Source organism: Bernardetia sp. Wsw4-3y2, from assembly GCF_037126295.1.
Lineage (GTDB): Bacteria > Bacteroidota > Bacteroidia > Cytophagales > Bernardetiaceae > Bernardetia.
Genome location: NZ_CP147017.1, coordinates 733,019 through 745,787, shown reverse-complemented (window position 1 = coordinate 745,787; position 12,769 = coordinate 733,019). Strand labels below are relative to the sequence as shown.

14 protein-coding genes are annotated in these 12,769 nt (G+C 29.8%); 8 read left to right on the top strand and 6 right to left on the bottom strand.

The annotated features are described in order from the left end of the window. Positions 1-35: 35 nt before the first annotated feature. A complete protein-coding gene (locus V9L05_RS02915) occupies positions 36-605 on the bottom strand; it encodes a hypothetical protein (protein WP_338814317.1) in 570 nt (189 codons plus the stop codon). A gap of 461 nt (positions 606-1,066) precedes the next feature. On the opposite strand from V9L05_RS02915, the gene V9L05_RS02910 reads away from it, so the two are divergent. Continuing rightward, positions 1,067-1,834 (top strand): TIGR00266 family protein, encoded by a 768-nt coding sequence (locus V9L05_RS02910; protein ID WP_338814316.1) that lies wholly within the window; start codon positions 1,067-1,069, stop codon positions 1,832-1,834. Positions 1,835-1,842: 8 nt separating this feature from the next. On the opposite strand, the gene V9L05_RS02905 is transcribed toward V9L05_RS02910, so the two are convergent. Continuing rightward, positions 1,843-2,511 carry a hypothetical protein gene (locus tag V9L05_RS02905; RefSeq protein WP_338814315.1) on the bottom strand — a complete coding sequence of 223 codons (669 nt, stop codon included), beginning with the start codon at positions 2,509-2,511 and terminating at the stop codon, positions 1,843-1,845. A 53-nt stretch (positions 2,512-2,564) separates the two neighbouring features. Here V9L05_RS02905 and V9L05_RS02900 point away from each other — a divergent pair, with 53 nt between their 5' ends. From V9L05_RS02900 to V9L05_RS02890, 3 genes are all read left to right on the top strand, one after another. Next, positions 2,565-3,131, top strand: a complete 567-nt coding sequence (locus V9L05_RS02900) for a Crp/Fnr family transcriptional regulator (RefSeq protein WP_338814314.1) — start codon at positions 2,565-2,567, stop codon at positions 3,129-3,131. Between the two features lie 87 nt (positions 3,132-3,218). After that, the gene (locus V9L05_RS02895; protein ID WP_338814312.1) at positions 3,219-3,800 is read left to right on the top strand and encodes an NAD(P)H-dependent oxidoreductase; all 582 of its coding nucleotides are present in this window, start codon (positions 3,219-3,221) and stop codon (positions 3,798-3,800) included. 258 nt (positions 3,801-4,058) lie between these two features. After that, on the top strand, positions 4,059-4,652 hold the full coding sequence (locus V9L05_RS02890; RefSeq protein ID WP_338790415.1) for a pseudouridine synthase: 594 nt from the start codon (positions 4,059-4,061) through the stop codon (positions 4,650-4,652). A gap of 53 nt (positions 4,653-4,705) precedes the next feature. Here V9L05_RS02890 and V9L05_RS02885 read toward each other — a convergent pair whose 3' ends face one another. Beyond that, a complete protein-coding gene (locus tag V9L05_RS02885; RefSeq protein WP_338814311.1) occupies positions 4,706-5,392 on the bottom strand; it encodes a 4'-phosphopantetheinyl transferase superfamily protein in 687 nt (228 codons plus the stop codon). A 114-nt stretch (positions 5,393-5,506) separates the two neighbouring features. Here V9L05_RS02885 and V9L05_RS02880 point away from each other — a divergent pair, with 114 nt between their 5' ends. Next, entirely contained in the window at positions 5,507-7,309 is a 1,803-nt protein-coding gene (locus V9L05_RS02880) for a M1 family metallopeptidase (protein ID WP_338814310.1), read from the top strand. A gap of 115 nt (positions 7,310-7,424) precedes the next feature. Here V9L05_RS02880 and gcvH read toward each other — a convergent pair whose 3' ends face one another. Together gcvH and V9L05_RS02870 are read right to left on the bottom strand one after the other, a co-directional pair. Continuing rightward, on the bottom strand, positions 7,425-7,802 hold the full coding sequence (gene gcvH, locus V9L05_RS02875) for a glycine cleavage system protein GcvH (protein WP_338790418.1): 378 nt from the start codon (positions 7,800-7,802) through the stop codon (positions 7,425-7,427). Positions 7,803-8,049: 247 nt separating this feature from the next. Beyond that, on the bottom strand, positions 8,050-8,892 hold the full coding sequence (locus tag V9L05_RS02870; RefSeq protein ID WP_338814309.1) for a hypothetical protein: 843 nt from the start codon (positions 8,890-8,892) through the stop codon (positions 8,050-8,052). Positions 8,893-9,033: 141 nt separating this feature from the next. Here V9L05_RS02870 and prfB point away from each other — a divergent pair. Next, positions 9,034-10,111, top strand: a protein-coding gene (gene prfB / locus V9L05_RS02865) for a peptide chain release factor 2 (RefSeq protein ID WP_338814308.1) whose coding sequence is annotated in 2 segments (ribosomal slippage) — positions 9,034-9,087 and positions 9,089-10,111 — 1,077 coding nt in all. Because the reading frame shifts where the segments join, the coding sequence is not laid out codon by codon here. A gap of 509 nt (positions 10,112-10,620) precedes the next feature. Continuing rightward, a complete protein-coding gene (locus tag V9L05_RS02860) occupies positions 10,621-10,818 on the top strand; it encodes a hypothetical protein (RefSeq protein WP_338814307.1) in 198 nt (65 codons plus the stop codon). 173 nt (positions 10,819-10,991) lie between these two features. Here V9L05_RS02860 and queG read toward each other — a convergent pair whose 3' ends face one another. Then, positions 10,992-11,939 (bottom strand): tRNA epoxyqueuosine(34) reductase QueG, encoded by a 948-nt coding sequence (queG, locus tag V9L05_RS02855; RefSeq protein WP_338814306.1) that lies wholly within the window; start codon positions 11,937-11,939, stop codon positions 10,992-10,994. Positions 11,940-12,354: 415 nt separating this feature from the next. Here queG and V9L05_RS02850 point away from each other — a divergent pair, with 415 nt between their 5' ends. Continuing rightward, a complete protein-coding gene (locus V9L05_RS02850; protein ID WP_338814305.1) occupies positions 12,355-12,768 on the top strand; it encodes a hypothetical protein in 414 nt (137 codons plus the stop codon). Position 12,769: the final 1 nt, after the last annotated feature.

The following is a 12,769-nucleotide window of genomic DNA, read 5'->3' as shown; positions in this document are numbered from 1 at the left end:
CTGTTAAAACAATTTAGAGATTTCTAAATTACTTCTTAGTAAGTTGTAACATTTTTACCTTGATAATTATTCCATTTCTCATGGATATGGTTATAATCATCTTCATCACGTGGTTTTGCTCCGATGACAACACCACCATTTTTGATACCTTCCTTATAAACTTCTGCGTGTTCTTCAGGAATTCCTGAGCCTACTAATGCGCCCAAAAGACCACCTGTAAGACCACCAGCACCAGCACCAGCCAAAGAAGCCAAAACAGGACCAGCAGCTACCAAGCCAAGACCGATTCCGGGAAGAGCAACAGCAGTTACTAATCCTACTACTGCGCCTAACACACCACCAATGGCTGAGCCAGTTCCTGCTCCTTCCATAGCTTTATTTCCAAGTTCAGTATCTGTATTTTTGAAATGTCTATCACGAGTTTTGTCTGACATCATTACGTTAATGTCTTTGTCTTCATAGCCACGTTCACGTAATGTATGATAAGCTCTTTCAGCATGTTCAGGTTCATTGAAAAGTCCTGTCATCATTCCTCCTTCACGGTATTTGCGAGTGCTATACGTGTTTGTAGTGTCAAGAGGATCGGTGTTTCTGTAATTGTCCATAGGAATAAATTGATAAAGTTTAAAAAATAAATTAAAAATGATAACTAAGTTATCAAAAAATAAAGAGTAAAAAATAACATAAAATATGAATGACTCTTCGCTTAAAAGAACACCCATTTTGAAATAATGTTTTGATAAAGAATTATTATTTATCATTTTGTTTAATGTAAATTGATTTTTTGACAAATAAATAGCTGATTTTAATAAACAATATCATAATTTAATATTATGGAATTAGAATTTATTTTAAATTAAAAAGTATATAAATAGATGTAAAATTTGTATGATATTTTTTAATTAAAAAATCTGTTTTTAGGAATCATATTCTATAAATTTTTACTTATTTTTTATTGAGGAACAAGTATTTATTTTTTATAATTTGTAATTCATTTACAAAATCCGTATTTTTTGATATAAATTAATCTTTAGTATTTTTCCAAACTAAAAACATTCCCTGTCTTATGAAATCACACGAAATAGATTATAAAATTATCGGAAACGATATTCAGATTGTAGAAGTTGAGCTAGACCCAAATGAAACAGTTATTGCAGAAGCTGGCGCAATGCTTTATATGGAAGAAAATATAAGTTTCGAAACTAAAATGGGTGATGGTTCAGAACCTGAGCAAGGAATTTTTGGAAAACTTATGTCAGCAGGTGCAAGAATGATAACTGGTGAGTCTCTTTTTATGACACACTTTACACAACGAGGAAGTGGAAAAGGAAAAGTTGCTTTTGCTGCTCCTTACCCAGGGACGGTTACACCTGTTCAGCTTGCTTCTTGTAATAATCGTACGCTGATTGTTCAGAAAGATAGTTTTCTTTGTGCTGCCTTAGGTGCAAAAATTTCAGTTCATCTCAATCGTCGTTTTGGTTCTGGCTTTTTTGGTGGCGAAGGATTTATTATGCAAAAATTGCAAGGCGACGGAATGGTATTTTTTCACGCTGGAGGAACAGTTATCGAAAAAGAACTTAAAGGAAATACATTGAAAGTCGATACAGGTTGTATTGTAGCTTTTGAAGAGGGGATTACAATGGACATCAAAAAAGCAGGAGATTTAAAATCTATGTTTTTTGGTGGCGAAGGTCTGTTTTTGGCTACACTTAGTGGAACTGGTAAAGTTTGGTTACAATCAATGCCTCTTTCGAAACTCGTTCAAGCACTTTCTCCGATGAGTAAAGCAGCTTCAAAGGCAACTTCTTTAGGTGGAATGTTGGGAGGTGATTAATATAAGAATTACATTTTTTGATATAATCTAGTCAAGTAATCCTTATTTTTAATTAGTTCAGTAATCTTTCCTTCAAAAGTATTTATGTTTTTTAAGTTGGGAAAGCTAAGTTTGGCTCTTGCAATCGAAATTGAGCAAATTAAATTTGGATAGTTATAAATAAGGATTAATTGTTTTATTGTATCAGTTTCTATCTTTTTTAATCCAAATTTTTCTGCTGTTCTTTCATTGATAATATAAGTAGTTCCCTTTATTGTTACATCTTCTAAAAATTGAGTATCTTTGGTTTCATATTCTGAAATTAGATTGAGAAGTCCTTCTAAATAGTGTTTTAAAATAAAATTTGAACGTTCTCTTCCTGTTAGTTTTCTATCGATGACAAAAAAATAATCGAATAAACTACCTCCATGTACGAGAATAATTTTGTTTTTCTCTCTTTCTGCAACAAATAATGAGGAATAATAAATGAGCTGATTATTTTCTTTCAAAGAAGGAATATCAAAAAAAGGAGCTATAATAGAAAATGTAATTGCTATTGGAAAAAAAATAAAAAGAAGTAGATTCAAATAGAGTAATATACAACCCATAGTTAGGTTTACAAGTAAAGACAATACTATTATTTTTGCTGTTATGCTATTTTTTTCTTTCTGAGATTTTGAATAATAAGGATGCTTCAAAGCAGGATTATTTAATAAGTAAAGTTTGATAGTTTAAATTTACAACATGTATCATGATAAAAAAATATCTTCAAACATTTGAAGTTCTTTCAGAAACAGAAATTGATGATTTTGTAAAAAATACCACTCCAAAAAAACTCAATAAATCAGATTTTTTTATTCGTGAAGGAGAAATTTGTAAGGAGATAGCCTTTATTAAGTCTGGAACTTTTCGGTCTTTCTACACTTCAAACAAAGGAGAAGAATTTACATATTGTATTATGTTTCCTAATAATTTAATGGCTGCTTATTCTTCTTTAATCACAGGAGAAACAACCTCTGAAAATATGCAAGCAATTACAGAAGCTGAATTATTAACTATTCCTAAAACTAAAGTAGATGATTTAACTCAAAAAAGTACCAACTGGCTCAAAGTCTTCAAAATTATAGCTGAACAACAGTATATTGAATTAGAAAAAAGAGTTTTCCAACTTCAAAAAGACAATGCAGTTCAGCGTTATAGAGATTTAATTGAAAAACAGCCTCAATATATTCAACAAATTCCATTGCAATATTTGGCTTCTTATTTAGGAATAACACAAAGACATTTGAGCCGAATTCGTAAGGAAATTGTTTTTTAGACATTTGTCCTATATCCTCATAAACCTCTTTTTTACCTTTGTTTAATCGCAAAAACTAATATAAATATCACTAAAAAGATTAAACAAATGAAAAAGAAAATTCTAATTATCAATGGACATCCAAATAAAGATTCCTTTAATTTTGGAATTGCTCAAGCCTACAAGGAAGGAGCAGAAAACTCTCAGGCAGAAATAAAAGAAATTGTTGTTTCAGAGTTAAATTTTAATCCAAATCTAAAATATGGATACCAAAAAAGAACAGAATTAGAACCTGATTTAGTAGAATCTTGGGAGAAAATAAAATGGGCAGACCATTTAGTTTGGATTCATCCTGTTTGGTGGGGAGGTTTACCTGCTATTTTGAAAGGATTTATTGACAGGCTTTTTTTACCTACTTTTGCTTTTCAATATAGAGAAAATTCTGTCTTTTGGGACAAACTTTTAAAAGGAAAAACAGCACATATTATTACTACATTAGACCAACCAAGTTGGTACTACAAATTCATAAATGGACAGCCAAGTACAAAACAACTCAAAAAGAACACCTTAGAATTTTGTGGTATCAAGCCTGTAAAAGTAACCTATATCGGAGTTGTACGAAACTCTACCCAAGCGCAAAGAGAAAAATGGCTAACTAAAGTAAAAATATTAGGTAACAAACAAAAATAATACAACTCATATCGTTAAGACTTTCGCAAATTCAAACTATTACTAAATTTTATTTTGTGCAAATGCTATTTTTTCCATAGCGTTGGGTTTGCAAACCCAACGCTATGGAAAAAACAAAATACTATTTTGTTTAGAAATGAATTTGCGAAAGTCCTAATCGTTAAAAACACTTTTATTTTAGAAAAATAGAAGTGTTTTTTGTTTCTGAAAATGCGTACTTTGTAAAAAAACAATTCAAAAATTATATACAAGAAAAATATGCGTTATTTCATTATTTACAAACCTTACGGAATGATTTGTCAGTTTTCAAAAGAAGGTGATAAAGCAACTTTGGCAGATTTAGCTTTTGATTTTCCAAAAGATGTTTATCCACTTGGAAGGCTAGATACAGACAGCGAAGGATTATTAATTCTGACCAATGATAAAAAACTAAATCATAAATTGTTAAATCCTGATTTTGCTCATGAGCGCACTTATTATGTACAAGTAGATGGACAAATTCATAAAGAGGCATTGAAGCAGTTAGAAGAAGGTGTTGTTATTCGCATCAAGAAAAAGGATTATTTTACGAGTCCTGCAAAGGCAAAATCTATTGAAGAACCAACTCTTCCACCACGTAATCCTCCAGTTCGTTATCGTGCTTCGATTCCTACATCTTGGATTTCACTTACACTTACAGAAGGAAAAAATAGACAAGTAAGACACATGACAGCAGCCGTAAAATTCCCCACTTTGCGTTTGGTGCGTTATGCCATTGAAAATATTGAATTAGGAGAAATGCAGTCTGGCGATATTGTAGAGCTTTCTGGAACAGAACTTTATACAAAATTGGGAATGAAGGTTAGGGAATAATTGTAAATGATAAGTTGTAAATTGAAATTCAGTACAACAAAATTTTGTTTAATTTATAGCCAAACGACTACAAATTCTTTTTCTTTATTGGTAAAATTATGATGAAATAAAGGCAGCCATTTATTTGAAATTAAATCATTTTTAATTCTTCCAAGAAGCTGACTTTTATTATTATTTATCAAATAATCATTTTCTAATTTTACGTTTAAGTCTTCTTTAAAAAAAAGTCCTTCAATATCTGCATATTTATAAAGTGCTTCTTTTGAAGACCAAAAAAGAGTTTGTTCTTTCAATGTTTGTGCTTTTTCCTGTTCTGTTTTACTCATAACACGATGAAAAACTCGGCTAATTTTTGGTGTAAGCGATTGAATATCAATTCCTACTTCATTATTTTGGTCGATAATGGCAGCGCAAAAAGGAAAATCATGAGAAATGGAAAGTTTTAATTTTGTGTTACCTTTCAAAAAAGGTTTTCCTGTTTGAGTTTTTTCTAAAAAAGTGTATTCAAAATCCATTTGTTCTACTAGATTTTTTACCAAAAGACGAACGGCTAAACGCTCAAGTTTTTTCTCGTTTTGTTTCGTTTTTAATCTCTCATTGGAGCTTTTATCTGAATATTTACTATTGATATATTCTAAATCTTCTTTTGGTAACTGATTTTCAAAAAACAGACTATTTTCTGTAATTTGCCAAAGTGCAACCAAACGATTTTCGGATTTTTCTAAAATTTGTAAAGGCATTTTTAAAAATTATAAGTGATAAATTGCAAACGATAAGTTATGCTCCTTTTTATAAAAAATTCACTGTTGTTGGTGTCTGACCAACGACAAAATAACCACTAATTTAATCAAAAAATGAAAAAAATAGTTTACGTATTATATTTACTGTTTTTTGCAGTATTATTTGTTTTGCAAAGTCAATATAGTTTTGTTTTTGCTCAACATGCAAAGATGATTTTTTCTCATCAAGATTCCTTGCGAGGAGCTTTGAGAAAAGAGCGAGCTTATGATGTAAAGTATTACGATTTGAATGTGAAAATTGATATTAAAAATCAATCTATTTCAGGATTTAATAAAATAACGTTCCAAAATCTTGATTTAGATTCAGTCTTACAATTAGACTTATTCGAAAATTTTGAAATTGATTCTATTGTCTATTATAATCAACATACGACTCAAAGTTTTATTAATCCTACTCAAATTCTACGAAATAAAAGAGAAGGAAAAGTTATTTGGGTAGAACTTCCTACCGAAATTAGAAATAGCTTAAATACTTCAAAAAAGAACAAAACTAATGAAACTATAAGTGTTTATTATCACGGAAAACCTCAGAATGCAGTTAATCCTCCTTGGGATGGTGGTTTTACATGGAACAAAACAGCAAATGAAAAACCTTGGGTGACTGTTAGTTGTCAAGGATTGGGAGCTAGTAGTTGGTTTCCTTTAAAAGATCATCTGAGCGATGAGCCTGATAGTGTTCGTATTTATACAGAAGTTCCAAAAGACTTGTTTTGTGTTTCAAATGGTGATTTAATTTCTATTAATAAAGAAACAACAGACAAAAATTACATTGGTTACGAATGGAAAACTTCTTATCCAATTGCTTCTTACAATATGACTTTGAATATTGGCGATTATGTTCATTTTGAAGATACATATATCTCTAAAACAAAGCTAACAAATCCTATAAACAAGCAAGATTCTTTAAAACCTATAAAACTAGACTATTATGTTATTAAGGGAAATGAGAAAAAGGCAAAACCTTATTTTGAGAGTCAAGTAAAGCCAATGTTAGAAGCCTTTGAATACTTTTTTGGAGAATATCCTTTCGAAAAAGATGGTTATGCGCTTGTAGAAACGCCTTACTGGGGAATGGAACATCAATCTTGTGTAGCTTATGGAAATAATTACAAACTTAATCCGTATGGTTTCGATTTTATAATTATTCACGAATCAGGACATGAATTTTTTGGAAATAGTGTCAGTGCAAACGATAATGCAGAACTTTGGATACACGAATCATTTACAACTTATTCGGAAGCTCTTTTTGTAGAATATTTTCAAGGAAAAGAAAAGGCAATTGATTATTTATTGACTCAAAAACCTAAAATTTTGAATCAAGATGTCATTCTTGCGCCTTTGGATGTAAACTATAACGACTGGCTAGGTGCAGATATGTATTACAAAGGAAGTTGGATGCTGCATTCTTTGCGTTCTGTGATTGATAATGATGGATTATGGTTTGCTACAGTTAAAGAATTTTATCAGACCTACAAACATTCACACATAAATACACAGCAAGTTATCAATTTTTTCAATCAAAAAACAGGTAGAAATTTAACTCCTATTTTTAATTATTATCTAACTAATAAAGAGATTCCTGTTTTGGAATATGAGATTTTGGAAGAAGATGATAACATCTTTTTATCTTATAAATGGAAAGTAAATCAATCAGAAAATACTGAAAACACAGATTTTAATATGCCTGTTGAAGTATTTTTGAATGGAGAAAAAGAAGCAATTGAATTAAATGCCACAACAAACATTCAAAAACTAGATATTTCGGACAAAATCAATAAAAAAGATAGAAAGAAAATGGAGAGTGTTGAACTGACAATTAATGTAAGGAAATATTTAGCTAAAACTCAAAAAAAATGATTTTCTACCATTATAAAGGTCAAGACCATTTCTAAGGTAGAAAATCAATGAACATAGTTAGTTTTTTACCTTAGCAATCGTCTGTAATCGGACGTTGATAATGGTGAAAAACTAATTAACTAACTAAAGTTGTATAATCAGCAGCTGACATAAGCTGAGCTACATCATCAACATTATTGACTTTAATTTTTATCATCCAACCACCAGCATAAGGATCTGAGTTTACTGTTTCTGGAGAATCTTCTAGTTCAGCATTTACTTCTGTTACTGTTCCTGTAATTGGCATGTATAAATCAGAAACCGTTTTTACAGCTTCAACAGAACCGAAAACTTCACCTGCTTCTACTTCATCGCCTTCTGTTGTGATGTCTACATAAACGATATCACCAAGTTCTGATTGAGCAAATTCTGTAATTCCAACAGTTGCAATATCGCCTTCTAAGCGAATCCATTCGTGTTCTTTAGTGTATTTTAATTCTTCTGGAAAAGTCATAATGATTGATTTGTGTTGTTGGTCTAAATTTCAAATAAAGCGTACAACAACGGCAAGAAAAAATATAAAAATAAGTTACAATCCATTACTAAGATTTAGCTAGATTGTTTATGAGTCAAATATACAAAAATAGAATAGGCAAAAATAAAATTTACGAATCTTTTATTAAAATAGATTTGATTTGCAAAGTGAAATTATTAATCTAAATTTTTTCTTTTGAATCTTACAAAATATAACTCTTTGCTAATCAGGATAATCTCAGTAAAGGATTTTCCCTCAACTGCCAAAAAAAGTTTGTGTTTGTATATACTTCTGGAAATGAAATTAACTCAATTAGAGTTTCTTTATTTCTGTCTGAAATAGAAGTCAAAAACTTTTTAATGAGTGTAGTTTGTAATTCTGTTTTTATTTTGATTCCACTTTTATCTTTTATTTCAATTATTGATTTGTCATCTGATTTGTAAGTCACAACTACTTTTTCTATGTGTTTATAACTAATAAAACTTTTCTGTTTTTTTTCTGAAAAATAGATAATCAGCTCATTTTCTCCTACACCTAGCATCGCTTTATCTGTATTAGAAGAATATACCAAATTGATATAATAACGAGCCAAAAGCAATAAAATAGGCGAACTCACAAGTCCAACAAGTCCTACCGAAACACCAAAATAAAACATAAAGACAACATACATAATCATTGCTAAAAAAAGAATAAAACCAGTACCTTCTCTTTCATTATAGACTATAATATTATTTTTTATAGATTCATATTCACTTGTCCAATATCCATTTTTTGTTTGTTTAATAAACTTTTTGAATGATTTTGCACCTTCTAATGGAATAAAAACGGTTTCTTGTTTTGCTTTTGCAAGAACAAGATTTTGCCCAAAAGTTGGTTTTTTGATGGTTTTATTTTGATCACAATGTTTTTTGTCTAAATAAAGCCACGTATCTTTTAAAAAAGCTGATTTGCAGCTTGCACAAAAAACTACTTCATCGCCTTCTTCTATCAAATCTCCTGTAATCGGGTCTTGACGGTTTTCTTTTAAAAAATCGGAATGTAAAACGGCATCTATTTTATGAATGTGCATAAATTTATCTTTTATATTTCTTTTTTCATAAAAACTGTTTTTGACTCAATATAGTTTTATAGTTGTCAAACTCTCTGTTAGTCTTTACCTTTGTAAAAATAAAAACAAATTATTCATTTTTTCAGTCGTTTTAATTTATTTATGACTCCAGACCAATTACGTGCCTTGCAAAATCGAACAGAAGATTTGCGAGGCTATCTTTGACTACGAAACCAAAAAGTCCGAAATCGAAGAAGAACAAGCCCAAACTTTCAAACCCGATTTTTGGAATGACCCAGAAGAAGCCGAAAAGCTGCTAAAAAATATTAAAGCTAAAAAAATATGGACAGATAGATTTGAAAAACTTTATACTCAACTTGGAGATTTAGAGGTTTTATATGAATTCTATCAAGCCGAAGAAGCTACAGAAACTGAAGTTAATAAGGAAGCTAAAAAGGTAACAAAAACTTTAGAAGACTTAGAATTTCAGAAAATGTTAAGTGGCGAAGAAGACAAACTAGATGCTATATTGGAAATAAATTCGGGTGCAGGAGGAACAGAAAGCCAAGACTGGTCTGAAATGTTGCTTAGAATGTACAGAATGTGGGCAGAAAAAAACGATTACAAATACCAACTTCTTGACCTTGTGAATGGAGATGTTGCAGGAATAAAATCAGTTACTATTCGTATTAGTGGCGATTTTGCGTATGGCTATCTCAAGTCTGAAAATGGTGTTCACCGTTTGGTGCGTATTTCTCCATTTAATTCGGCTGGAAAACGTCAGACTTCTTTTGCTTCTGTTTATGTGTATCCTTTAGTAGATGATTCTATCGAAATTGAAATCAATCCTGCTGATATCGAAAGGCAAACTTTCCGTTCGGGTGGCGCAGGTGGACAGAATGTAAATAAAGTAGAAACTGCTGTTCGTTTGAAGCACATTCCGACAGGAATTGTAGCCGAATGTCAGCAAGAGCGTTCTCAGCTTCAAAATGGAGAACTGGCAATGGAAATGCTTAAAGCAAAACTCTATCAAATAGAAATAGAAAAACGTAATGCAGCCAGAGATGAAATAGAAAGTTCTAAAAAGAAAATTGATTTTGGGTCACAGATTCGCAATTATGTTTTGCATCCTTATAAACTTATTAAAGATGTTCGCACAGGTTATGAAAGAACAGACATACAAGCTGTTTTAGATGGTGATTTGACCGAATATATGAAAGCATTTTTGATGGAGAATTAATAAACCTTTCAATTTGATTTCAAAAGCCTATTATTTATTATAAAAATAATGGGCTTTTTTTATTGCCTAATTTTAAATGTTTGAAATAGAGGTTTAAAATCGCCATAATTTTTGAAATATTTGAAAATGGCTTGTTATCTTGAGTTTAGATTTGCTTTTTCATTAAAAAAAACGTATTTTGGGTACATATCAAAAGTTACAGAAAAAAATAGGTTTAACATAATTTATTCAATTTTTAACTTGAATTATCACTATTTCACTAAACCTAAACTACTGGTTTTACGTTCTTAATTGCGATTACATTAGTTATCAAGTTAAGAATCAAGAGTTTTCTGAAAAAATAATTTGAGTTAATGTGAGTTCATAAGGTTTTGTAAACAAACCTCAAAATAAGCTTATTTAATTTTTCACTCAAATTTTTACTTAAAACTTACTAAGATAAGAATAAAGCAACTTTTGATAGCTACACACACAAATAATAAACACTCACTATTAAATTTTTTTCGCTTATGTTAGAGTATCAAAAAATGATTATTCAGAAAGTTAGTTTTTCTAAAATACTTTTTGAAAAAGAATTACGCAAAACAATAGCTATTCTTACTTCAAATGAGGTTTTTGAACTTCGTAACTGGGCTATTTCTCAATTCGGACAACTGTATTATGATATTTTATTACGTTGTTTTGCCAGTTCAAGAGTAGTAGCTTAAAAAGCTATTTCTATCATTTTAGTCAAATTTTTTAATACATATACTTAGCCAAAAACTATTTGCTACATTTTTAATCTATAAAACTTGATAAATCAAGTTCATATATAAGTTTAACCGACAAAAATTATTTTTATAACTTTTCTATATAAAATAGGAAAGTTATTTTTTTGTAACTACTTTTTTACAAATTCTATATTTCTTTTTAAGCCTTCAAATTTGGTTCTTTTTATAGCACTGCCTATAAATAATTCGTCAAAAAGCTCGTTTGTAAGTTCGTGCCAATCTTTTTTTGTCATTTCTTGCAACAATTCAGGGGGCAAAAAATCATTTTCGTTATGAGGAATTTGAGCTGATTTTCGCTTATTCCACGGACAGACATCTTGACAAATATCACAACCAAAAATCCAATCTTCAAATTTTCCTTGCATCTCTGATGGAATTTTGTCTTTTAGTTCTATTGTAAAATATGAAATACATTTGCTTCCATCAATTTGATAGGGATTTTCTACTGAAAGTGCATCAGTCGGACAAGCATCTAAACAGAGGGTACAATTTCCACAGCGATCTTTTGTAGGATTGTCATATTCTAATTCTATATCCAAAACTAAGGTTGCCAAAAAAAAGAAACTACCCGTTTTGGGATGAATAGCGTTTGTATGTTTTCCTTGCCACGTAATTCCACTTTTTTTTGCCCAAACTTTTTCCATAATAGGAGCAGAATCTACAAAAGCACGTCCATTAAAATCTCCAAATTCACCTTTTAAATGATTGATAAGATGTTTTAATTTCTTTTTAATGACTTTATGGTAATCTCTCCCATACGCATATTTTGAAATTTTGTAATTATTTTCTTGCTCAAATAACACAGGTGGATAATAATTGTAAGCAAATGTAAGAACCGATTTTGCATTATCAACCAAAAGACGAGGATCAAGACGAATATCAAAGTAATTTTCTATCCATTGCATCTGTCCGTTTTTACCTTGTGTAAGCCATTTTTCCAAATCTTTTGCTTCTTTTTCTAAAAATGTAGCTTTACTGATTCCACAATGCAAAAAACCAGCTTCAAAAGCTAAATTTTTAAAACTTTCTGTTTTTTGATGTAATGATATTGGATTCATAAAAGGAAGAAAAAAATTAAAATAAGAATAATAAAAAAAATAAAAATAGTTATTCCAAAAAAAGCAAAGGTAGAAAAGGTAGCTAGAAACACAAATAAATAATTTGTATTAATTTGATTAAAATTTTTTCAAAGCTCCTTTCGATAAAAAACAGATAATTAGATTAATTACATTTAAAACTGTATATTTTCAAGTATTTAGAAGTTTATTTTGAAAAAAATATTCTTTGCAGTGATTCATATTGTATTAATCTTTTGTTAAAGAATACTATTATACGTAAATTTAGACCAAAATAATTTTCAACCATCTAACAAAAGACTTGTTTTTGAGTCTTTAGGTTTTCTGAAAGGAGAATTTTCTTCTTATTTAGAATGTATCTAATATCAACTCAAAATATGGTTTTAATTAAAAATCAATGAAAAGTACCTCCTCTTTCTACAAGATAATTTTTCTTTTTATTATCTTTTTCTTACCTCTTGATTCTTTATTAGCACAAAATGCAGATTCAAAAGAATTACCAAAGGCTTCTATTACTAAAGAACTTTATATAATGTTTGCTCAAGATGTGCCTGAAGATGCAAAAATATTTGAAGCAGATATTACAAGCCTTAATCTAATTACATTAGAAGAAGCTAATCGTTTTTTTAGTTTCTTCAATGATGCAAGTGTCAAGTTCGACACAAATATTATCACTCAAAAAGTAAAAATTACACTAATTCCTGATGCCGAAAAAGAAAATTGGACTTTAGAAGAGTGGAGTTTATTTTTTAAAAATAAAACAGCTCAACTTTATAATGAAACAGGATTTGTTGATTTTACAAATAAATAAC